This is a genomic window from Streptomyces sp. NPDC018045, from assembly GCF_044327445.1.
Taxonomy (GTDB): domain Bacteria; phylum Actinomycetota; class Actinomycetes; order Streptomycetales; family Streptomycetaceae; genus Streptomyces.
In genome coordinates, this window is sequence record NZ_JBIRFL010000003.1 from 564,298 (window position 1) to 586,572 (window position 22,275).

At 75.1% G+C, this 22,275-nt stretch carries 19 protein-coding genes; 4 read left to right on the forward strand and 15 right to left on the reverse strand.

Features of this window, described 5'->3' with window-relative positions:
- Window positions 1–6: 6 nt before the first annotated feature.
- Both ACH4EB_RS10185 and ACH4EB_RS10190 read left to right on the forward strand, forming a co-directional pair.
- Entirely contained in the window at window positions 7–1,479 is a 1,473-nt protein-coding gene (locus ACH4EB_RS10185; RefSeq protein ID WP_398346927.1) for an amidase, read from the forward strand.
- A gap of 38 nt (window positions 1,480–1,517) precedes the next feature.
- The gene (locus tag ACH4EB_RS10190) at window positions 1,518–1,745 is read left to right on the forward strand and encodes a hypothetical protein (protein ID WP_398346928.1); all 228 of its coding nucleotides are present in this window, start codon (window positions 1,518–1,520) and stop codon (window positions 1,743–1,745) included.
- A gap of 91 nt (window positions 1,746–1,836) precedes the next feature.
- On the opposite strand, the gene ACH4EB_RS10195 is transcribed toward ACH4EB_RS10190, so the two are convergent.
- The 13 genes from ACH4EB_RS10195 to ACH4EB_RS10255 form a co-directional block, all read right to left on the reverse strand.
- Window positions 1,837–2,367: a pyridoxamine 5'-phosphate oxidase family protein gene (locus ACH4EB_RS10195; RefSeq protein WP_398346929.1), complete on the reverse strand. Its 531-nt coding sequence runs from the start codon at window positions 2,365–2,367 to the stop codon at window positions 1,837–1,839.
- Between the two features lie 2 nt (window positions 2,368–2,369).
- Window positions 2,370–3,839, reverse strand: coding sequence for a purine-cytosine permease family protein (locus ACH4EB_RS10200; RefSeq protein ID WP_398346930.1), 1,470 nt, complete (start codon window positions 3,837–3,839; stop codon window positions 2,370–2,372).
- 259 nt (window positions 3,840–4,098) lie between these two features.
- Complete coding sequence (locus tag ACH4EB_RS10205; RefSeq protein ID WP_398346931.1) at window positions 4,099–5,199, reverse strand: ROK family protein; 1,101 nt, start codon at window positions 5,197–5,199, stop codon at window positions 4,099–4,101.
- A 23-nt stretch (window positions 5,200–5,222) separates the two neighbouring features.
- On the reverse strand, window positions 5,223–6,338 hold the full coding sequence (locus ACH4EB_RS10210) for an iron-containing redox enzyme family protein (RefSeq protein WP_398346932.1): 1,116 nt from the start codon (window positions 6,336–6,338) through the stop codon (window positions 5,223–5,225).
- A complete protein-coding gene (gene sbnA, locus ACH4EB_RS10215) occupies window positions 6,339–7,349 on the reverse strand; it encodes a 2,3-diaminopropionate biosynthesis protein SbnA (RefSeq protein WP_398346933.1) in 1,011 nt (336 codons plus the stop codon).
- The gene (locus tag ACH4EB_RS10220; RefSeq protein ID WP_398346934.1) at window positions 7,346–9,052 is read right to left on the reverse strand and encodes a GMC oxidoreductase; all 1,707 of its coding nucleotides are present in this window, start codon (window positions 9,050–9,052) and stop codon (window positions 7,346–7,348) included. The genes sbnA and ACH4EB_RS10220 overlap by 4 nt, the downstream gene beginning before the upstream one ends.
- Window positions 9,030–10,568, reverse strand: a complete 1,539-nt coding sequence (locus tag ACH4EB_RS10225; protein WP_398346935.1) for a GMC family oxidoreductase N-terminal domain-containing protein — start codon at window positions 10,566–10,568, stop codon at window positions 9,030–9,032. Before ACH4EB_RS10225 ends, ACH4EB_RS10220 begins: the two co-directional genes overlap by 23 nt.
- On the reverse strand, window positions 10,565–10,870 hold the full coding sequence (locus ACH4EB_RS10230) for a hypothetical protein (RefSeq protein WP_398346936.1): 306 nt from the start codon (window positions 10,868–10,870) through the stop codon (window positions 10,565–10,567). The genes ACH4EB_RS10225 and ACH4EB_RS10230 overlap by 4 nt, the downstream gene beginning before the upstream one ends.
- A 29-nt stretch (window positions 10,871–10,899) precedes the next feature.
- Window positions 10,900–12,384 (reverse strand): aspartate aminotransferase family protein, encoded by a 1,485-nt coding sequence (locus ACH4EB_RS10235; protein ID WP_398346937.1) that lies wholly within the window; start codon window positions 12,382–12,384, stop codon window positions 10,900–10,902.
- Window positions 12,377–13,807 carry an NAD(P)/FAD-dependent oxidoreductase gene (locus tag ACH4EB_RS10240; protein WP_398346938.1) on the reverse strand — a complete coding sequence of 477 codons (1,431 nt, stop codon included), beginning with the start codon at window positions 13,805–13,807 and terminating at the stop codon, window positions 12,377–12,379. Before ACH4EB_RS10240 ends, ACH4EB_RS10235 begins: the two co-directional genes overlap by 8 nt.
- Window positions 13,804–14,814, reverse strand: coding sequence for a glycosyltransferase family 2 protein (locus tag ACH4EB_RS10245; protein WP_398346939.1), 1,011 nt, complete (start codon window positions 14,812–14,814; stop codon window positions 13,804–13,806). The genes ACH4EB_RS10240 and ACH4EB_RS10245 overlap by 4 nt, the downstream gene beginning before the upstream one ends.
- A gap of 95 nt (window positions 14,815–14,909) precedes the next feature.
- Window positions 14,910–16,145 (reverse strand): DegT/DnrJ/EryC1/StrS family aminotransferase, encoded by a 1,236-nt coding sequence (locus ACH4EB_RS10250; RefSeq protein ID WP_398346940.1) that lies wholly within the window; start codon window positions 16,143–16,145, stop codon window positions 14,910–14,912.
- Between the two features lie 187 nt (window positions 16,146–16,332).
- A complete protein-coding gene (locus ACH4EB_RS10255; protein WP_398346941.1) occupies window positions 16,333–17,649 on the reverse strand; it encodes a GNAT family N-acetyltransferase in 1,317 nt (438 codons plus the stop codon).
- A 474-nt stretch (window positions 17,650–18,123) separates the two neighbouring features.
- Between ACH4EB_RS10255 and ACH4EB_RS10260 the strand changes: the two genes are divergently transcribed.
- A complete protein-coding gene (locus ACH4EB_RS10260; RefSeq protein ID WP_398346942.1) occupies window positions 18,124–18,435 on the forward strand; it encodes a hypothetical protein in 312 nt (103 codons plus the stop codon).
- Window positions 18,436–18,653: 218 nt separating this feature from the next.
- On the forward strand, window positions 18,654–20,255 hold the full coding sequence (locus ACH4EB_RS10265) for an ABC-F family ATP-binding cassette domain-containing protein (RefSeq protein WP_398346943.1): 1,602 nt from the start codon (window positions 18,654–18,656) through the stop codon (window positions 20,253–20,255).
- A gap of 92 nt (window positions 20,256–20,347) precedes the next feature.
- Here the strand turns inward: ACH4EB_RS10265 and ACH4EB_RS10270 are convergent, their stop codons facing one another.
- Together ACH4EB_RS10270 and ACH4EB_RS10275 are read right to left on the reverse strand one after the other, a co-directional pair.
- Complete coding sequence (locus ACH4EB_RS10270; RefSeq protein WP_398346944.1) at window positions 20,348–21,112, reverse strand: class I SAM-dependent methyltransferase; 765 nt, start codon at window positions 21,110–21,112, stop codon at window positions 20,348–20,350.
- A gap of 60 nt (window positions 21,113–21,172) precedes the next feature.
- Complete coding sequence (locus ACH4EB_RS10275; RefSeq protein ID WP_398346945.1) at window positions 21,173–22,273, reverse strand: ATP-binding protein; 1,101 nt, start codon at window positions 22,271–22,273, stop codon at window positions 21,173–21,175.
- Between the last annotated feature and the right edge of the window lie 2 nt (window positions 22,274–22,275).

A 22,275-nucleotide genomic window follows, 5' to 3' on the forward strand; every position in this document is an offset into this window, starting at 1 on the left:
ACGGTCATGACCCCCACCCCTTCGGGTACCGGCCCCGGCAGTCCCGCCGGTGACTCCGCTCTCGTCCACGCCGACGCCGTCGACCTGGCGGCCCGTATCCGCCGCCGTGAGCTCTCCTCCCGTGAGGTCGTCCGCGCGCACCTGGACCGCATCGACCGCGTCAATCCGCAGGTGAACGCCCTCGTCAGCCTCGACCCCGAAGGCGCGCTGGCGGCTGCCGCGGCCGCCGACGAGCACTTGGCGCGCGGCGGCCGGGCCGGGCCCCTGCACGGGCTGCCCATCGCCTTCAAGGACACCCACCTCACCCGCGGCATGCGCACCACGTACGGCTCGCCGCTGCACGCGGACACGGTGCCCGACGAGGACGAGCTGCTCGTCCAGCGCATCCAGGCCGCCGGTGCGATCCGCGTCGGCAAGACCAACGTGCCGGAGTTCGGAGCCGGTTCGCACACCTTCAACCCGGTGTTCGGCGTGACCCGCAACCCGTACGACCTCACCCGCTCGGCGGGCGGCAGCAGCGGCGGCGCGGCGGCCGCGCTGGCCGCCGGGCTGCAACCCCTCGCCGACGGCTCCGACATGGGCGGCTCGCTGCGCAACCCCGCCTCCTTCTGCAACGTCGTCGGGCTGCGCCCCACGCCCGGCCGGGTGCCGTCGTTTCCGGCGGGTAACCCGTGGGACACGCTGACCGTGCCGGGCCCGATGGCCCGTACGGTCGCCGATGCCGCGCTGCTGCTGTCGGTGATGGCCGGGCCCGACCCGCGCTGCCCGGTCAGCCTGGAGGGACCGGGAGCGCCGTTCCGCGAGCCGCTGGAGAGCGATCTCGCGGGGCTGCGCGTGGCCTGGACGCCTGATCTGGGCGGCCGGGTGCCGGTCGACCCCGGCGTACGGGAGGTGCTGGAGCCGCAGGTGGAGGTGTTCCGGCGGCTCGGCTGCCGGGTCGAGGAGGACTGTCCGGACCTGGGCGGGGCCGAGGACGTCTTCCGTGTCCTGCGGGCCCACCACTTCGAGCTCGCGCTCGGCGCGGCGCTCGACGCCTCCCGCGACGCCCTGAAGCCGAGTCTCGTGTGGAACATCGAACAGGGCCGCCGCCTGACCGGCCCCGACCTGGCCCGTGCCACGGTCTGCCGCGCGCGGCTGCATCTGCGTGCCGTCGACTTCTTCACCCGGTACGACGTGCTGCTGGCGCCGGTGTCGCAGGTCGTGCCGTTCGACGCGGCGGTGGAGTACCCGGATGTGGTCGGGGGACAACCGCAGCACACGTACCTCGACTGGATGCGTTCGGCCTACTTCGTGTCCGTGCTGGGCGCGCCCGCCCTCTCCGTCCCGGCGGGCTTCACCCCGGGCGGCCTCCCGGTGGGCCTCCAGATCGTCGGCCCGCCGCGCGCCGACCTGGCCGTACTGCGGGTCGGTGCCGCGTACGAAGCGGCCACGGGGCACGGCCGACGCCATCCGGACATCCTTGGCGGGATCGGCGTCTGAGACCGCGGTGGTCGCTCTCCGTCCCTAGAATCGCATGCATGAGCGAGGGGGAGGGTGTGGAGCAGCTCGGCAGCCGGGCCGTCCGTATGGCGGTGTCCGTGGTGTGTGCCGTTCTGGTGCTGGTCCTGGCGCTGTTGGTGGCCTGGTGGCTGGACCTGTGGGCCCCCGGTTTCGCCTTTCTGACCACGAAGCTGGCCGTCAAGGTCGCCGTCGCCGCGCCGATCGCGCTGGTGGCGCTCCTGGCCTGGCTGCGCAAGTGCCGGTGAGGCAGGCCTCGTTCGGCCCGCCGTAGCCCTCCGGTTCCTCCTGGCCCGTACGCCCGCATAGCGGCCCGCCCTCACCCCGGCCCGTACGCCCTCACCCCGGCTCGTAGCCCTTCGCCCACGCCGTGGTGAAGGGGAAGGTGACCCGGTGGGGCACCGCGTTGCCGTGGAGCGGGTGGGGGGCCGGGGTGAGGGCCGAGTAGGTGTGGAGGGTGGCGCAGTAGAAGCGCTTGGGGGAGGCGCCCTGGAACTCGGCCGGCCGACGGGCCTTGCGGGCGCGGGTGGCGGGGTCGGGGTAGCGGCGGGCGTAGAAGACCGCGAGGGCCGCCGGCAGGTCGGCCGGGGCGAGGGCGTGGGCGGTGCCCTCGCCGTAGAGGGCCTGTGCCTCGGTATCGGTGACCTGGGAGTCGAAGACCAGGACGGAGACGGCGGGGTTGGCGGCGATGTTGCGGGAGTGCTGCGCGTCCGACGCGGACCACCAGTAGAAGTGGTCCGCGTCGTCCCAGGCGTAGGTGACGGGGGCGGCCCAGGGAGTGCCGTCGGGGCCGGCGGTCCCGAGGGTGAGGTAGCGGTTGGTGTGCAGGAGGCGGGCCGCCTCGGTGCGTAAGTCGGGCGTGGTGGCCATGGTCAGGAGCCTTCCTGGGGGAGGGCGGGGGCGGGTGCCGTGGCGGTGCGGAGGTCGGGTGCGGTGCGGCGGCGGGCGATGAGCCAGTACGCGACGGTGGGGACCAGCAGGCCCACGGCCCAGGAGAGGTCTATTCCGTCGAGCGCCGTGGCGACCGGGCCGGTGTAGGCGGTGGTGTGCATGAAGGGGATCTCCAGCGCGAAGCTGACGGCGTAGACCAGGACGGCCGGGCCGTTGACGCGTCCGTACACGCCGCCGCCGGGGGCGAAGAAGGACGGTACGTGGTAATGCCCGCGCCGGATCAGGTAGTAGTCGACGAGGTTGATGGCGGTCCACGGGATCAGGACGTACTGGAGGACCGCCAGGAAGTCGGTGTACGAGGTGAGGAAGGTGTCCTGGAAGGCCAGGGCGAGGGTCAGGCCGAGGGCGAGCGGGCCCGCGATCAGCGCCGTACGGGTGCGGCGGCCCGGCAGCCAGCGGTGCCGGAAGGTCTGCGCGGCGGTCACCAGGCACAGTGAAGTGCCGTAGAGATTCATGGAGTTGACGTGAACGACGATGACGGCGAAGGAGCACAGGACGACGGCGGACAGGGTGCCGCCGAGGACGCTGTCCAGCCCGGCGATCGCGTCGTCGGCCACCGCCAGGCCCATCACGATGCCGAGGAACATCGGCAGCACGCTGCCCAGGACGCTGCCCCAGTAGGTGAACCACAGGGTGGAGCGGCGGGACGCGGCGTGCGCGGGCATGTAGCGGGAGTAGTCCGAGACGTACGGCGCGTAGGTGATCTGGAGCAGGATGCCGATGGCGGTCATGCCGACGAAGCCGGAGAGGGTGAAGCCGGTGGCGTTCGTGGCGCGTTCGAGGACGCCGGGGGCCAGGAACACCTTGACGGCGCACAGGGCGAGCAGGGCGAGGGTCACGACGGTGGCCCAGCGGCCGACCCGGTGGATGAGGTCGTAGCCGACGACCGCGACGACCAGGCCGGCCAGCGCGCACAGCACCAGCCAGCCCGAGGTGCCCACGGCGGGCACCGACCGGTGCAGCGCCTGCCCGGCGATGACCAGATTGGACGCGAACCAGCCCGCGTACATGAAGACGACGACGAGCGTGACGAGCAGCGAGCCGTGGCTGCCGAACTGGCCACGGCTCTGGATCATCTGGGGCACGCCGAGCCGGGGCCCCTGCGCGGCGTGCAGGGCCATCAGGAATCCGCCGAGCAGGTTGCCGAGGGTCACCGCGGCGATGCCGGGCCACAGGCCGAGGCCGAAGACCAGCGGGGCGATGGTGCCGGAGACGATGGTCAGCGGGCTGATGTTGGCGGCGAACCAGACGGCGAACAGGTCGCGGGGGCGGCCGTGCCGTTCGGTCTCCGGCACGGCGTCGATGGTGCGGCCTTCGACGAGGCGGTGCGCGGGGCCGTCGGGTGTCGGTGCGGGGCCGTCGGGTGTCGGTGCGGCGGCGGGGTCGTGCATGGTCGGGGCTCCCTTCGGGGGCGGAAAACCCGGCTCCTGGACAGCGAACCCGACGGCGGGCCTCCAGAGCCGGTCCGCCACGCCCACTGCTGTGAACATGCCCATTTCCCCCGTCCGCGGCGCGGCGCGGGCAGACCCGGTCAGCGGGGTCCGCGCGGCCGGTCAGGGCCGGGTCGGCAGCCGATGAGGGTACGGAACTGGGGCGCGCCGTGCCCGCGTACGGGCACGGCCGTGACCGTTTGCGCCCGGCCGTGCGCGGTCATGTCCGTGCTCCTTCGAGTGCGGGCAGAAGATCCCACGCCAGCAGTCCGGCGCCGATCCGGCCCGCCCGCTCCCCCAGTTGGGCGAAGACGAGGTCGGGCAGGGCCTGGAAGGCGGCGCGCTCTTCGAGGCCGCGCCGCAGCGGCGCGCGCAACTGCTCCCCCGCCTGGCTGAGGCCGCCGCCCAGCACCAGGACGGCCGGGTCGAAAAGCGTGATCGCCGTCAGCAGCGTCTGCGCCATCGCGTCGGCCGCCTCGGCCCACACCCGTGCGGCCGCCGGGTCGCCGGCCGCCGCGCGGCGTGCCACCTCCTCCGCGCCGGACACCTGCGGCCGGGTCCCGCGCCGCTCGTTGTAGCGGCGTACCACGGCGACGCCGCCCGCGATGGTGTCCAGACAGCCGCGCTGGCCGCACGGGCACGCCTCGCCGCCCGGCCGGGTGACGACGTGCCCGACCTCCGCCGAACGCCAGTGCCCGCCCGGGTACGGCTTGCCGTCCAGCAGCAGCGCACCGCCCACTCCCGTGCCGACGGGGACGAAGAGGACCACCCGGTGCCCGCGCCCCGCGCCCAGCCGCGCCTCGGCGACGCCGCCGGAGCGTACGTCGTGGCCGAGTGCCACCGGGAGCCCGAGGCGCTCGGACGCCAGCCGGCGCAGCGGCAGGTCGCGCCACCCGAAGGTGGCGGCGAACATGACGGTGCCCGTGTCCTCGTCCACCAGCCCGCAGGAGGCGATGCCCGCCGCGCGCACGTCCGCGCCCGCGGCGCGGGCCACGGCCAGGGTCTCGGCGGCGTGGTCGAGGACGGTGCGCAGGACGGCGTCCGGGCCGTCCTCGGGGCGGGCCGGGCAGCGGCTCTCGTGCCGGACCGTGCCGTCGGGGGCGACCAGCGCGGACTTGACGAGGGTGCCGCCGATGTCGAGGCCGAGGGTGAGACCGCCGGGGCCGTCGTGCGGGCGTCCGTTCAGCGGCGCGGGCGGGGCGGTACCGGTGGCCCGGCCGGTCTCCGCGGCGGGCGGGGCGTCGGGCGGGGTGTCGCGCAGGGTCAGTACGGCGTCGGCCGCCCCCGCCTGCTGGTGGGCGCTCCGGTCCGGGTCCGTCATGGTTCCTCCGATCGCGGCCGGCCTCAGTGGTCCTGGGGCCGCGGGGCACGTACGCTCCGCGGGCCCATGGTCTCCAAGTGGCGCTGGATGCGGTCGTATTGCCGGACACCCGTGTCGACCGCGAGATGGGCCCCGTACAGGGCGGCCCGTACCTCCCGGGGGGTGAGCCGGGGGCGCTGGGCGCGCAGTCCGTCGCACAGTTCCCGGCTGTGGCGCGGGTCGATGCGGGTGTGGGCGGTGTAGTACACGCGCGTGTCGTCGTCGTGGATGCCCACCCGCGTCATTCCCTCCAGGAGGAGGGTGAAGTGCGGTTCGACCCAGCTTTCGAAGACGAGGAAGCAGCCGTACGCGGCCTGGACGCGCGCCGGGCGCAGCAGCAGCGCGGCGAAGAGGTTGGACGTCGGCTTGGCGAACCAGGGATGGCCGCCGCGGTAGCGGGCCAGCGCCTCCCACCCGGCGGGGGAACCGAGCTGGCGGCGCAGCCAGTACGTGTGGAAGTGCTCCAGCCGGCCGCGCCCGCACTCGTCCCACAGGTTGGCCGCGGCGACCGCCTTCTGCCGGCCCTGGAGGCCGACGACGAGCAGCGCCACCTCGTCGTCCACGACTTCGTTGCGGATCAGTTCGCAGCGCAGGAAGTACTCGATCTGCTCGCGGGTGGCGTCGGCGGCGAGGAAGCGGAAGAGGGGGTGGGCGGCGCCGGGGTTGTCGGCGGCGAGCGCTTCGAGGTGGTCGGCGGCCGCTTCCTGGCCGCACGGCTCCGGCAGGGGCGCGGGGGTGCAGCCGTACGTCAGGAACTCGTGCTCCATCCGGGTGCGCGCCGCGTACAGCGCGATCTCCAGGTCGTCGTCGGGGGCGTGCGCGGCCGGTCCGTCGCGGTAGCCGAAGGAGTGGGCGTAGAGGGTGGCCAGGTGCTCGTGGAGGAAGCGGCCGTGGGCCTCGGGGTCGGCGCGCAGCCGGGCGAGGAGCGCGCCCTGGGCGGGCGGGGGAGCGGCCAGGAAGCGCACGAGCGCGGGGTCCAGGGAGCTGAAGGGGCGGACGGGCGGCCAGTACAGGTCCTGGAGGCCGTCGGTGCCCTCCGGGCTCGCCGGGGGGCGCGGGCGGCCGGGGGCCGGGGCGGCGTTCACGGCGGGCGGGTTCATTCAACGCACCTCCTCTGGGGCGGCCGGCGCGGGGCCGGGGAGCCGGGGGCGGCCGGGCGGTCCGGCCGCCGGCGCGCCGAAGTGTTCGGTGACCCAGGCGTCGTCGTACACGGTGTCCAGGTAGCGGTCCCCGAGGTCGGCGGAGAGCGCCACCACGCGGGCGCCCGGCGGGATGCCGGACCGCAGCCGCAGGACGGCGCTGAGCACCGAGCCGGTGGAGCCGCCGACGGCCAGGCCGTGGGAGCGGGCGAGGCGGCGGCACATCCGTACGGCGTCCCGTTCGGGGACGCGGACCACGCGGTGCACGTCGCGCGGGCGGCAGATCTCCGGCACCCGGCTGGTGCCCAGGCCCGGGATGCGGCGGGTGCCGGGCGGGCCGCCGAAGGTCACCGACCCCTCGGCGTCCACGGCGACGACCCGCGTACGGGGCGAGTGGCGGCGGAAGTGCGCGGCGCAGCCCATGACGGTGCCGGTGGTGCCCGCGCCGACGAAGAGGTAGTCCACGGCGCGGACCTCGCGCAGGACGGCGGCGGCGGTGCGGGCCGCGTGCACGGCCGGGTTGGCGGGGTTGGCGTACTGGTTCAGCCAGGTCAGTGACGGGTCGAGGTCGAGGGCGCTGCGGATCAGCGCGATCCGGCTGCCGAGGTAGCCGCCGTTGCCGTCCGGGGTGTCCACGACGCACACATGGGCGCCGAACGCGCGCATCAGGGTGACGCTCTGCCGCGGTACGTGCGGGTCGGTGACGCAGGTGAAGGTGTAGCCCTTGGCCGCGCAGACGGCGCTCAGGGCGATGCCCAGGTTGCCGGAGGAGGACTCGATCAGGGAGCCGCCGGGGCGCAGCAGGCCGCGGCGTTCGGCGTCCTCGACCAGGCCGGTGGCGGTCTTGAGCTTGACCGATCCGGCCGGGTTGAGCCCTTCCAGCTTGAGGAAGAGTTCGGCGTGCGGCAGCAGGCCGTCCAGGCGCAGGAAGACATCGTCGGTGATCAGTTCGTAGGCGTGGTCGACGATCATGGGCCGGCGGTCCCTCCGTCCCCGCGGCCGCCGCGCGCGGAGTCGCGGGCCCGGAGCGCGTCGGCCGCGTCGGACCCGGTCGCCCCGTAAGCGGCCGTCGGCGCCACCCCCGCCACTCCCGGCGCGATGCGCAGCGCGTTGGCGGCGATCGTCAGTGCCGGGTTGACGGCGGCCGAGGACGGGAACCAGGAGCTGTCCGCGACCCACAGGTTGTCCAGCTCGTGGGCCTTGCACCCCGGGTCGACGACGCTGGCCGCCGGGTCGTCCCCGGCGGCCGCGGTGCCGCACTGGTGCGAGTTGACCGCGATGCCCATGCTCCGGGCGCGGACCAGGGGGAAGCCCGCGCGGCGCATCATCCGCGCGGCACGGCGGACGAGTTCGCGGTGCGGCGGCAGGTTCACCGGCCGCCAGTGCACCTCGGTGCGGCCGCCGGGTCCGACGGTCACCCGGTTCTCCGGCACCGGCAGGTCCTCGCTGGTGAGGTACAGGTCGATGCTGCGGCGGGTGGCGGCGGCGAGCAGCGGGCGCGGCGTACGGGGCCACAGGCCGCCCGCCGACGGGGGGCGCAGTTTGCCCAGGGCCTGGATGTTGCCCATGGGCCCGCGCGTGCCGTCGCCCAGATACCAGTCGTTGACGCCCAGCGTCTTCTGGAACACCACGTCGTTGGCGCGGCGCGGGTCGACCGCCATGAGGAAGGTGCTGTTGTGCACCAGGTAGTTGCGCCCGGCCTGTCCGGAGCCGTTCGCCAGGCCGGTGGTCCGAACCGGGCCCGTGCGCGAGACAGCGGGCTCCGAACGCAGCAGCAGCGCGGCGGTGTTGACCGCGCCGCAGGCCAGGACGAACCGGTCGGCGCGGATGCGCAGTTCACGGCCCTCGTGCTGGGCCAGTGCCTCGGTCACCCGCCGTCCGGCCGCGCCGGTGACCAGCCGGGTGACCGTGGCCCGGGTGAGCAGCGAGACGTTGCCGGTGGCCAGCGCTGGCCGCAGCGCGCACACGTCGGCGTCGCTCTTGGCCTCGACCAGGCAGGGGAAGCCGTCACAGGTGCCGCAGCGCAGGCACGTACCGCCGGCGCGCAGGTCGATGCCGGTGGGCAGCGCGTACGGGGTCAGGCCCTGGTCGCGCAGCGACGTGGCCAGCGCGGCGACCGCGGGTTCGTGGGGGACGGCCGGCCAGGGGTAGTCACCGGAACGCCAGGGGTCGGTCGGGTCGGCGGCGCGGCTGCCGTGCACCCGGTAGAGGCGTTCGGCCCGCGCGTAGTGGGGTTCCAGGGCACCGTACGGGAACGGCCAGCCGCGCGAGACGCCTTCCGCGTGCTCCAGCGGCCCGAAGTCGGCTTCGCGGAAGCGTGGCAGCGTGGCGCCGAAGACCTTGGTGTTGCCGCCGACGTAGTAGTGCACGCCAGGGGCGAAGAAGCGGCCGGCCCCGGCGTCGTACCAGGGTTCGGCGTTGCGGTAGCGCGCGGCGGTGAAGACGGCGGGCGCCGACCAGTTCTGCCACTCGCGCGGCAGGAAGTCGCCGCGCTCCACGACCAGGACGCGCGCTCCGGTGTCGCGCAGGGCGTACGCCAGGGTCGCGCCGCCCATGCCGGAGCCGATGACGGCGATGTCGCAGTCCACGACGGGGCCGGTGGGGCGGAGCACGCCGCGCGGGCGCCCTTCGGCGCTGCCGTCGCGCGCGTTGTCAGGGTGCGGTGTCGCTGTCACGGTGCCTCCTCGCGGGGGCCTCGGGGGCTGAGGAGAGGTGGCGGGCGACGATCTCGTGCGCGAACGCCATGATCGTGCCCTGCGGACTGAGACCGGCCGGCCCCGGCAGCACCGAGGCGTCGCACAGCCGGAGGTTGGCCACACCGTACGGGCGCCCGTCCTGGTCGCACACCCCGCCGAGCCCGGGCCGCCCCATCGGGCAGGACGCCATGGCGTGGACGGACACCAGGTCCCAGCCGCGCGGGTCGCAGCGGGCGGCGGACTCCCGCGCCGCGCGGTCCGTGCGCAGCGGGGGCGCGCCGGGGGACGGCGGGTACAGCTCCACGGCCCCCGACCGGAAGAGGACCCGCGCGGCCCGGCCGAGGGCGAAGCGCAGCAGGCCGCGGTCGTAGGAGGTCATCCGGTGCCGTAACAGCCGCCCGACGGCGGGCAGTTCGCGCACGGCGACCCGGCCGCTCATCGCCACCTGGACCGTGTACACCGCGACCCGGCCCAGGTCCGCGAGCAGCGCGTCGACCACCGCGGGCCCGTGCCCGGCGACCGCCGCCGCCAGCGCGCCGCGGGAGAGGTTGGCGGGCATCACGTGCACGCCCAGCTCCTCGAACTCCCGCAACTGGGCGGTGAAGATCGTGCCCTGCCCGGCGTGCACCGGGTCGGCGAAGCGGGCCACCAGACGGAAGTTCACATGGAATCCCATGGCGCGCCCGGCGGTCCGGCGGTGGATGCCGCTGCGCTGGAGGAGCAGGGCGCTGCCGACGGCCCCGGCGGCGAGGAAGACCGTACGGGGGCGGTAGTCGACGGGCGTACGCCCGTCCGGGCCGCCCACCGCCCGCACCCCGTGCACGGTGCGGCCGTCGTGCCGCAGCAGCACGGCCCGCGTATCCGGCTCGATCCGCGCGCCGTTGCGCTCGGCCTCCGGGAGGTAGCTGACGAGCATGCTGCGTTTGGCGCCGCTGGGGCAGCCGGTCGGGCAGCGGTTGCGGTGATCGCAGCCGGGGGCCGCGCGCCGGGCGGCGGTCCAGCGCCAGCCCAGGGCGTCGGCGGCGGCGGCCAGCCGCCGGGAGTCCGCGTTGCCGTCGCCGTGCGGCTGGGTGGCGACGCCGAGCCGCTCGGAGACCGTACGGACGTGTTCGGCCAGCCGGCCGGACCGGTAGTCGGTGGTGCCCATCACCTGGGCCCAGCGCTCCAGCAGCGCGTCCGGCGGCGCCCACAGCAGCCCGCCGTTGACGACCGTGCTGCCGCCCACACAGCGGCCCTCGCCGTACGGGATCACCGGGCTGCCGAGGATCGGGGCGAGCCCGGCGTCGCGGTAGAGGCGGCGCAGGTTCGCGGCGGGCGACGCCGCGGCGATCTCGGCGGTGGTCGTCCGGGGCCCTTCCTCCAGGACGACGGTGTGGTGACCGGCCCGCGCCAGTTCCAGCGCGGCGACCGCGCCGCCGGCGCCGGAGCCGATGACCAGGGCGTCACAGGAGACGGTGCGGTGCGGGGCGTGGCGGCGGCCCTTGGGTACGGTCATGTGTCCGGCTCACCGTCCAGCCCGCCGTACAGCGCGAGGGCGTCGATGACCGCGAGGAAGCGGCCGAAGCCGGGCAGCCGCGCCAGCCGGTCGTAGCCGGCGGGGGACACGGCACGGCCCGCCGACACCGCCCCCGACAACCGCAACGCCGCTTCGGCGCCGATGCGGTACAGCGCCGGAAGCCGTTCCAGCGACCCGCTGACATGCTCGGCAGCGCGCGCACCGGCGAGCGGTTCGGCCAGCGCCGGGTGGCGGGCCGCCCACAGGCCGGGCAGCCGGCTCGCCCGCAGTGCCCGTGCCATCCGGCCGCGGTCCGCCGCGCACGCGCCGTTCACCGCGCCACCGCCCGCTCCCTGGCCTCCTTGCCCCGTACGGGCACGTGCTGCGCCAGGACGTCCTTGGCGAAGCGGGCCAGCAGCCGCCCGGCCCCCTGCTCCAGCACCGAGTCCAGCGCCTGGAGGAACACCTCGACCTCGGTCTCCCCGGCGACCAGCGGCGGCGAGGCGATGAGCGGCAGGCCGTGGTTGGAGCCGTAGTAGGCCAGTACGCCGTAATCGCGGTACAGGGAGGCGATGACGGCCGCGGTTACGAGCTTGCGGCGGGCCCGCGGGTCCCGGGCGAAGGAGGAGGGCACCAGGCGCAGCAGCCGGTCCAGCGCGGGGAGGCCGTCGTTGAGGAACAGGCCGTGCAGCGCGCCCCGGCCGGACGTGCCGGCCACCAGGGACGGGTGGCGTGCGGCGAGGTCGGCGAGGCCGCCGCCCAGCCGCTCGCCGATCCGCACGGCGCGCGCCGGGTAGTCGTCGTCCACGGCGATGGCAACGGCCTCCAGCGCGGTCGCGGTCTCCTCGCCGAAGCCGTAGTACGTGGTGCTGTGCAGCGTCGCGTCGGCGAGGTTGTCGTACGCGGCGCGGAAGACCGGTTCGCGCGCGATGTAGCCGGAGATGGACGCCTTGCCGCCGCCGAAGGACTTGGAGGTGGTCAGCACGTCGGGCACCAGGCCGGGGTGGCGCATGAAGTGGAAGAGCGTGCCGGTCCGTCCCCAGCCTGTGTACACCTCGTCGAAGACGAGCACGATGTCCCGTTCGGTGCACAGCCGCCGCACCTCGTACAGGAACTCCGCCGAGCACTCGCGCACGCTCGACGCGCTGAACGGCTCCAGCACCACCGCGTACACGTCGCTGCCGCCGTCCCCGGTCCGGTGCCGTTCCAGGGCGAGGGCGAAGGACTCCGGGTCGTCGTAGGCGAAGTGGTCGGTGCCGGGCAGGCCGGGGTAAGGGAAGCCGGTCTCGGGGGAGGCGGTGAGGCTGCCCGCTCCGAGGAGCTTGCCGTGGAAGGAGAGGTCGCTGTGCAGCACCGTCCCGCGGTGGCCCCGGTGGTACTTGTACGCGAGTTTCACGGCGCCTTCCACCGCCTCCGCGCCGGAGTTGGGGAAGTAGCTGATGTCCAGGTCGCCGGGGAGCAGCCGCGCCAGGTTGTGGCTGAGCGCGGCCACGTAGGGCGACAGATAGTTCTTGTGGACCTCCATGGTGCGCCGCTCGGCGAAGCGGCGGCGGGCGGCGAGCAGCCGGGGGTGGTTGTGCCCGTGGTTGAGTACGCCGATCCCGCCGGTGAAGTCCAGGATGCGCCGCCCGTCGCGCAGGGTGATCCAGCAGCCCTCGGCGTGGTCGGCCAGGTCCTGGCCGAATCCGAAGGAGCCGAGCAGCGAGACCTGGGCGCGGCTGACGTACTGCCGGTAGAGGTCGTGCACCTGGCGGGCGGGCATCCGTTCGCAGTCCGCCACGGTGAGGAGGGGCTGCGGGGCACGCGGGTCAGTCATGGTCGGCTCCGATCCGTGCGGCGTCGGCGGTGCGGGCGCGGTCCGTGCGGCGCTCCGCCGTACGGACGCGGTCGGCGATCAGCCGGCCGGCGCGCTGTCCGCCCCGGAGCGCGTAGTTGGTGCCCCGGTCCTCGGGGAAGACCTGGGCCATCCCGGCCAGGTAGAGCCCGGATACGGCGTTCTCGACGCCGGGCACGGTCCGCGAGTAGTGCCGGGTGATGACCGGCTGCGCGTACGGGGCGCGCCAGACGTGGTGGGCGCGCACCCACTCCTCGCGGAACGCCGGGAACATCCGCCGCAGGTGCGGGAGGCTGTGGCGGTAGACCTCCGGATCGCTCATCCGGTAGAGCGCGGCGTCCGCGGGCAGGTACGTGGAGAGGTAGACCAGGTGCCGCCCGCCGTAGTGCTGCGGGGCGTCGAGGTTGGTGTGCTCGATGACGCCGACGTACGGGAAGTGCGGGTCGGTGACGTTGAGCCAGTACGTGTCGGACAGCGGCCGGTCGTTCTCCAGCACCAGACAGAGGTTGGCCAGGTACGGGATCGCCGCGAGCCGGCGCCGCAGGGCCGGGGCGGCGGGGTGCGCGGACCGGGCGAGCAGTGTGGCGGCGGGGCCGGGGGCGCAGGTCACCAACGCGCGCCGGGCGCCGATGACTTCGTCGCCGCAGCGCACACCGGTCACCCCCTGCGGCCCGGTCAGCACCTCCGTCACCGGGCTGCCGGTCCGTATCCGTACGCCCAGTCCGGCCAGCCGGGGCAGCCAGGCGTCCAGCAGCGCGCCGCAGCCCCCGCGCAGGTAGTGGAGCACCTCGCGGCCGGACCGGCTGCGGCTGCCGCCCCGCAGGTGCAGCTTGGTCCACATCCACGTGGCGCCGACCTCGGGCGCGTACGGGCCGAACTTGCCCTCCAGCAGCGGCCGCCACACCCGGTCGTACACCCGCCGCCCGCCCAGCCCCACCAGCCACTCCTCGGCGGTCAGCGCCTCCAGCTCGCGCCAGTGCCGGACCCGTCCGGCGCGCAGTACGGACCGGCCCAGGCGCAGCCGGTCGGCCGGCGGCAGCGGCGCGAAGCGCAGCACGTCGAGCGGGGAGGAGAGGCGGTGGATGCCGCCCGCGTAGTAGAAGCCGGTGCGGCCGTGGTGGCGCTGGACGAGGTCGGCGCGGCCGAGGTCGGCGCAGAGCCGGAAGATGTCCGTGTCGGAGGCGAACCAGTGGTGGTAGAAGCGCTCCAGTTGCCGGCCGCCGACGGTGAACGTGCCCGCGAGGCCGCCGACGTGGTCGTCGGCCTCCAGGACCAGGCAGCGCAGCCCGGCCCGGCCGAGTTCGTGGGCGGCCGCCAGGCCGGTGAACCCGGCGCCGACCACGATGACGTCCCAGTCCGTGCCCGGGCCGTCGTGTCCGGCCCGCCCGCCGTTCCCGGCCGTCACCGGGGGCTCCCGGCCGCCCACGCCACCCGGGCCCCGGCCAGGCCGGCGGCGGTCAGCTCCACCGGGGCGGGCACCCCGGCCGCCCACCGCTGGAGGACCACGTACGGCGGCCTCCCGCGTACCTCGCGGTGGACCAGCAGCAGGTACTCGCCCAGCACCCCGAGCAGCACCGCCTGGCCGCCGAAGGTCCACGCGGCCAGCGGCAGCGGGCGGCGCAGCACGGCCGAGGCCACGGCCGTACCGCCCAGGCAGGCCAGGCCGACGGCGGCGGGCACCCGGGCCGGGGCCGACGAGCAGGCCAGCAGGCCGCGCCGGGACAGGCCCGCCATCTTGCGCAGCGTGTACTTCGTCCGCCCGGCCGGCCGCGGCAGCCGCCCGTACTCCAGGCTCGTCTCGGGGAAGCCCGCCCAGCACACCGAGCCACGCAGGTACAGCTCGCTCTCCGGCAGCAGCGTGAGGGTGCGGACGACCTCGCGGTCCAGCAGCCGGAAGTCCCCGGTGTCGAGGCTCACCGGGTGGTCGGCGACCGCGGCCAGCAGCCGGTAGAAGATGTGCGCGGTGCCGGTCTTGAAGCGGCTCTCGCCCTCCCGGGTGGTGCGCCGCGCGGAGACCACCGGCCAGCCGGCGCGCCAGCGTTCGACCATGTCGGCGATGAGGCCGGGCGGGTCCTGGAGGTCAGCGTCGATGGTCACCACCGCGTCCCCGGCCGCCTCGCGCAGGCCCGCGAGGACGGCCGGCTGGTGCCCGAAGTTGCGGGTCAGCCGCACCAGCCGGACCCGCGCGTCGCCCGCGGCGAGCGTGGTGAGCCGGTCCCACGTCCCGTCCCGGCTGCCGTCGTCCACGTACACCACCTCGTGGTCGCACCCCGGCAGGCCGCGCAGGACGGCGCTGAGCCGGCGGTGCGTCTCCCCGATGACGGCCGCTTCGTCGAAGCACGGCACCACGACGCTGACCAGGGGCCGGGCGGCCACGGCGGTGAGCTGGGCGGGCGTTCGGGTCGCGGGCATGAACGGTCCTTAGGTTCGAGGGCGGTCGGGGGTCGGGAGGCGGGAGTGGGCGTGGGGACGGGCCGCGGCGGGCGACGCGCGGGCCCCGGGGGCGGTCAGCCGAGCACTTCGCCGACCGTCTCGCGGAACCGCTCGGCGACCTCGGTGACCTCGTCCGGGCCGCTGAAGACGGTCACCCCGAAGTCGGCGCCCAGATAGGTGTCGGACGTCCCGACGGTCAGGGCCAGCGACCGGCTCAGCACCTCGTCGGTACGGGGCAGCGCGCCCGCCCGCCAGCCGTCCCGCCGCCAGGCCTCGGCGGCCGGGCGGAACGGGCAGGACGAGCCGTCCGGGGCGGCCAGCGCGGCGAGTTCGGGCAGCCCGCCGTAGTAGTGCTTGGGCGAGTGCAGCAGCGTCTTGGTGCCGAGCCGCTTCGCGACGGCCTCGGCGTCGGCCCGCTCGTCGAAGACATGGACCAGGACGGTCGCGCAGTCCCCCGCCGCGTCGTGCAGCGGGCGGCGGACCACCCCGTCCCGTACCGGGATCTGCGCCAGCAGCCCGTCCCGCAGCTCCCGGGTGCGGGCCAGCACGGCGTCGAGCCGGGCGAGCTGGGCGCGCGCCACGGCCGCCGTCAGCTCCGTCATCCGCAGGTTGAGGCCCCACAGCCGGTCGCCGGGCCCGTCCTCGCGCCGGTACGGGAACCAGCCGTGGTCGTGGAAGCCGTACGCCCGCTGGAAGACCCGCTCGTCGGGGGTGAGCAGGAAACCGCCGTCCCCGCCGGTGATCACCTTGAACATGTTGAGGGAGAAGGCCCCCGCCTGCCCGAACGTGCCCAGCGCCTGCCCCCGGTACGTCCCGCCGCACGCCTGCGCCGCGTCCTCCAGCACCAGCAGCCCGTACTCGTCCGCGATCTGCCGCAGCGCCGCCATGTCACAGGCCGCGCCGAGCATGTGCACCGGCATCAGCGCCTTGGTACGGGGCGTGATCCGCTGCCGTACGTCGTCGGGGTCGAGGGTGAGCGAGGCGTCCACCTCGGCCAGCACCGGAGTGGCGCCGCTGTACGCGACGGCGGCGAGGCACGCGCCGTACAGGTAGCCGGGCACCACGACCTCGTCCCCCGGGCCGATGCCGAGCGCCGCGAGGCACGCCTGGAGCGCGGAGGTGCCGCTGTTGACGGACAGGCAGTACGGGCTGCCCAGGCGGTGCGCCGCGGCCTGCTCGAACAGCCGGGTCTGTGTCAGGTCGCCCAGCGGGTAGGAGTGCGCGGCGGTCGTCCGCGACCAGGCGTCCAGCACCTGCTGGACGTTGTCGCGCTCCTCGTCACCGAAGAAGGCGTATCCGGGTCCGGGCATGGTGACTCCTCGAAAGAAGGGTGGGTGGTGGGGGCGTCGGCGGTCGTGCGGCCTCCAGCGGTCGTGCGGCTCTCACCGGCTTCGCGGCCTGCGGCGGGCCGGTCCGGGGCCCGCGGCGGCCGTCCGGCCTGAGGCCCGCAGCGCCCGTCTGGCCTGCGGCCCACAGAACCCGTACGGCCCGCGGTCCTCAGAAGGACATCGGACAGAACGGCGCCGGATCGTGGTGGAAGGCGGCGGAGGCGGCGCGCAGCGCGCCGGGCCGCAGCTCCGTGACCCGGCCCGCGAGCGCGAGCTGGGCCGGCGAGCCGCCGCCGAGCAGCACCGCGCCGACTTCGCGGGCGGTCAGCGCGAGGTCGGCCGCGGCGCCCGTCCGCGCACACTCGGCACCGCCGTCCGCCCCGGCCGTGAGCCGCCAACGCCCGGCGTTCCACGGGCACAGGGCGTCGCGCACTTCGAGCACCACGTCCACCGGCGCGCTGTACGTACGGGCGGTGAGGGCCCGGTCCAGGTCCACGGCGCGGGCGTAGAGCTGGTCGCGCACGGTCGGCGCGGCACTGCGCGGGTCGTCGAGCAGCGCCAGCAGCGGGTCGTCGACCGGGCGGGCCGCCGCGCTGACGGTCCCGGCCAGGTCGGTGTCCAGCAGCGACCGCCACACGAAGGCGTACGCGGCCGGGTCGCGCGCGAACACCTCCCGTACGGACAGGGCGTAGCGCGGCCGGGACCGTTCCCAGGCGGGCCGCAGCCGGTACAGCGCGTATCCCCGCGCCGCCCCGCCGGGGCCCGACGCCACCATGCACAGCAGCCGCCCCGCGCCGTGCCGGCTCGCCGGCTCGTCCTCGACGGCGCGGCGCTGCCAGGCGGCGTCCCTGCGCAGCATGCCGGGGCGCTGGTGCAGACAGGCACGGTAGATGTCCGCGATGGCCGAGTGGGCCTCCTCGGCCGGGACGACGTCCAGCGTCAGCCCGGCAGCCTCCACCTTTCGTCCCGCCTCCGCTGCCGCCTCCCCTTCCGCTTCCGGCGCGAACGCCCGCGCCTCGGGCGGCACCGACACCTCGACGGCCCGGGAGGCGAGCCCGAACCCGAACCGCCCGTAGATCCCCGGCTCGGTCGAGTGCAGGACCACGACCGGCTCGGCCCGCTCCTCGTGCAGCGCGGTGAGTGCCCGCCGGAGCAGCTCCCGCATCAGCCCGCGGCGGCGGTGCGGCGGCGCGACCGCCACGTATCCGATGCCGGCCACCGGGGCGGGGCCGCCCGGCAGCGTCATCTCCAGCGCGTACCCGGCGAGGGTGGCGCACGGGCGTCCGCCGTGACACGCGACGAGGGAGCGCTTCGGCTCGAAGAGGGCACCGACCACGGCGCTGTGGGCCGGGGAGTGCGGATGGCCGCCGTAGGCGAGGTCGAGCACCGCCCCGAATTCCGCCCATTCCGCGGCGGCGCGGAATGTGTATCCCGTGGCCGGACCTCCGCCCGGCCGCGCGGGCGCTGTTGCTCCCACTTCCTCCATGTCCTTCTCCAAAGCCAGTCATCGGCCTCGTACTCGGGAAGAGGTGCGGCGAGCGCGGCGCTGAAAGGTCGTCGGCGTTCGACGCAGAGGCCGTATCGGCTGCTCCGGTGCGGCGGGGTGCGCCGCGGAACCGGAGAGATGGTGATCGCGAGGCCCGGATCGCGAATCCCTCATGCGTCGACCGTGCCGGGGCCGCCGGAAAAGGCTGCATCCCAGGTTTGTCAGGTGACCGGAGGCTGTCAACCCTCCCGATAAAGAATCATGGCCCGGTCGGCCGCCCCGGTTACGCCCGCCCCGTCCGCCGGTCAACCCTCCATTCAGGCCAGCGGCCCGGGCCGCGGCGCGCACTCCCCACATCTGGCCAACTCTGCCGAACGGCCTTGCTAGCGGCGAACTTCCGGGCCCAAACTGCCCTAACCGCCGATCAATGGATCGCCGGTTCGCATTCCTACGAGGACGCGACAGGAGCAGGCAATGCAGAACGGCAAGTTCCTTTCCGGCAGGACCGCCCCCGGCGAAGGCTGGCAGAACTACCCCGACCGCAACGGTGATGGCGTTTACATCGACGTCGACACCAGCGCCGGGGAATTCGCCGAAACCCCCGCCTATATCGCGGCACTCACCGGCGACGACCGTATGTGGATGACCACCGGCGGAAACACGGTCTACAAAGCGACCCCCACCGGCTTCCGCATCTACGTCCGGCGCGTCGACCGCCAGCCCATCGACCCCGAATACGCCGCCAAGAACGGCTGGCACATCGCCTGGATAGCCGCCGAGGTGTGACTCCGGCATACCGCGGACCGGTCTTCGCGGACACCCCGCGGGGACCGGACCCAGGTGTGGCCGCCTGACCGGGCCGTACGCCCCGCCGCCGAAAACTCCGTGCGCTCCGCCGGGCCGGCGGTTACCCTCGGATCCATGTCGACCCCCCGGATTTCCTAGCTCGGACACCCGCTTTCGCGCCATCCGTGTGTCCTTGAGCTGTTCCGGAGAGTCAAGTCATGATTACCGTTCGTGGTGCCGACGTGCGCGTCGGCGCCCGGCTTCTGCTGGCCGGGGTGTCCTTTCACGTGGGGCCCGGCGACCGTGTCGGCCTGGTGGGCCGTAACGGTGCGGGGAAGACGACCCTGCTCGACACCCTGGCGGGCCGGGCGGCGCCCGCCGCCGGGGAGATCATCCGTACGGGGAGCCTCGGCCATCTGCCGCAGGACTCCCGGGCGGCCGACCCGGCCGTCACCGTCACCGACCGCATCCTGTCCGCGCGCGGGCTGGACCGGGCCGTGGCGGAGCTGCACCGGGCCGGGGAGGCGCTGGCCGCGGCCGTGAAGCCGGGGGCGCAGGACAAGGCGATGGCCGCGTACGCGCGGGCCGAGGACGCCTTCCAGGCGCGCGGCGGGTACGCGGCCGAGGCCGAGGCGGCGCGGGTCGCGGACGGGCTGGGGCTGCCCGAGCGGGTGCTGCGCCAGCCGGTGGGCGGGCTGTCGGGCGGGCAGCGGCGGCGCGTGGAACTGGCCCGCATCCTGTTCGCCGGGCACGGCACGCTGCTGCTGGACGAGCCGACCAACCACCTCGACGCCGACTCGGTCGCCTGGCTGCGCGGCTTCCTGGCCGCGTACCGGGGCGGTCTGGTGGTGATCAGCCACGACACCGGGCTGCTCGCCGACACCGTCAACCGGGTGTTCCACCTGGACCCGGCCCGGGCCGCCCTCGACGTGCACAACACCGGCTGGCACACCTATCTCGCCCAGCGCGCGGCGGACGACCGGCGCCGGGCGCGGGAGCGGGCCAACGCCGAGCGCAAGGCGGCGGCGCTGCACGGTCAGGCGGACAAGATGCGCGCGAACGTCGCGACGGCCGTCTCCGCGAAGAACATGGCCCGCCGCGCGGACCGGATGCTGGCCGCGACGGAGCCGGTACGGCGCGCCGAGAAGGCCGCGCGCATCCGGCTGCCCGAGCCCGCGCCGTGCGGCCGGGTGCCGCTGGGCGCGGTCAGCCTGGCCAAGGCGTACGGGGAGCACCGGGTGCTGGCGGGCGTGGACCTGGCGGTCGAGCGGGGCAGCCGGCTGGTCGTGCTCGGCCTCAACGGGGCGGGCAAGACGACGCTGCTGCGGCTGCTGGCCGGGCGGGAGACGCCGGACGCGGGCCGGGTCGTGGCCGGGCACGGACTGCGGCTGGGGTACTTCGCGCAGGAGCACGACACGCTGGATCCGGCCCGTACGGTCCGGGAGAACCTGGCCGCCGCCGCGCCCCACCTGACCGACGGCGAGGCCCGGCACGTCCTCGGCTCGTTCCTCTTCTCCGGGGACGACGCGGACAAGCCGGTACGGGTGCTCTCCGGCGGCGAGAAGACCCGGCTGGCGCTGGCCGGCCTGGTCCACTCGCGCGCCAACGTCCTGCTCCTGGACGAGCCCACCAACCACCTCGACCCGGCCTCCCGGGACGAAGTGCTGGGCGCGGTCGGCACCTACCCCGGCGCGATCGTGATGGTCAGCCACGACCCGGGCGCCGTCGAGGCGCTGCGGCCCGACCGGGTGCTGGTGCTGCCGGACGGCACGGAGGACCTGTGGGGGCGGCAGTACGCGGAGCTGGTGGATCTGGCGTGAGGGCGCGAGCCGGTGGGCGGGCGTGCGTGCTCCCGGACGGGCGCGGGGCCGTACGGGCGGGCAGGCGGCCCGGGCGGCCCCGGCGGTCGCCGTCAGGCGGGTTTGCGGGCCTCGATGAGGAACCGGGTGGAGTGGGCCACGAACGGGCCCGCCGCCCGGATCTCCGCGTCCAGTTCCCGCAGCCGGTCGCGGTAGCGGTCCACCGTGAAGCCCGGGACCATCCAGATCACCTTGCGCAGGAAGTAGATCACCGCGCCGATGTCGTGGAACTCCGTACGGAGGGACTCGGACCGCAGGTCGGTGATCTCCAGGCCGGCCGCCTCGGCGTCCCGGCTCTCGTCGTCGGGGTGGCGCCGGCGCCGTACCTCCTCGGGCTGCGGGCCGAGGAAGTACTCGACCAGCTCGAAGACGCTGGCCGGGCCGACGTGCTGGGCGAAGTACGTGCCGCCGGGGCGCAGGACGCGGGCGATCTCCGGCCACCACACGGTGGCCGGGTGGCGGCTGGTGACGAGGTCGAAGGCGCCGTCGGCGAAGGGCAGCGGCGGCTCGTCCGGGTCGGCGACGACGACCGCGCCGAGCGGGTGCAGCAGCGCGGTCGCCTTCGCGACGTTCGGCGGCCAGAACTCGGTGGCCGCCATCACGGGCGGCAGCGGCCCGGCGCCCGCCAGGACTTCGCCGCCGCCGGTCTGGATGTCCAGCGCCGCCCGGGCGCACGCCAGCCGCTCGCCCAGGCGGCGCTGGTACCCCCAGGAGGGGCGCTGCTCGGTGGCCCGGCCGTCCAGCCAGGAGAAGTCCCAGCCCTCGACGGATACGGATTCCGCCTCGGCCACCAGGTCGTCGAAGGTACGTGTGGTCATACGGGGATCGTCTCAGGTGGGAGGTGCGTATTGCCACGTATTAAGCGGGTTTGTCCGTTGTCACTCGCGGCCGAGCGACCACGCCAGGCAGCGCCGCAGGAACTCCCGTTCCTCGCCCAGCTCCACCAGCCACTGCCTGCCGTACGCCCGGGTGCCGCGCGGCATACGGAAGAGCACGCCGGGCGCCTTCCCTGCTTCCGTCCCCGGCGCCGTCTCCGTCCCCGGCGCCGTCTCCGGCCGCGCTTCCGGCCCCGGCTCCGGCAGGATCAGGGACTGCCGCTCCAGCCCCGCGAACCCCGCGGCCACGGCCTCGGGCGGCAACCGCTCGTCCCCGCACACCACATCGGCGTCGGCCGCCGTGAACGCGGACGGGAAGACGCTGCACCGGGCCCACAGCAGCCGTTCCCGCGGCGTGCAGAGCCGCAGGCTCCAGCGCAGCGCACCGCGCAGGGTCCGCTGCCGCTCGGGCAGGCCGGGCATCGGGGCGGGCAGGTCGAGGACGTACTCCGGCCGGGACAGACAGGACAGCAGGTCCGCCGGGGGCTGCCGGGCGAGCTGCGCGGCCGCGGTCCATACCGTGAGCGGCAGCCCGTCCAGCAGGCGGCAGATCTCGCGCGCGGGCCCGGCGCCGACGTCCTCGGCGCCGGCCTGCCGGGCACTCGCCCGGAACAGGGCGGTGGCCGCGCCGAGCGGGAGCGGACGCAGCGGGAAGGTGTCCTCCGGCGTGTCCGGGGCGCTGCGGCTGGTGGCCAGCACGTGCAGGCCGGGGCACTCCGCCACCAGCCGCGCGAAGACCTCGGCGCAGGGCCCGGCGAGCCGCTCGCAGGTGTCCACGACGAGCAGGACCGGCCGGGTGCCCACCGCCCGGGCCAGGGCGCCGGGGTGCGGGCGGGCGGGGCCGCCTCCGATCCCGAGGGCCCGCGCGAGGTGGTGCGGCACCAGGCCGGGGTCGTCCAGCGCGGCCAGGTCGCCGGAGCCGACGGCGGCCCACCGGTCGTCCGCCATGCGGTGCGCGACCTCGGCGGCCAGCGCGCTCTTGCCCACGCCTCCCGGCCCGGTCACCGTGACCAGGCGCGTGGTCCGCAGCAGCGCTTCGAGTCCGCCGGCCGCGGCCTCCCGGCCGGTCAGCCCGGGCGGCCGGTGGATCCGGGATGTCTGCATGG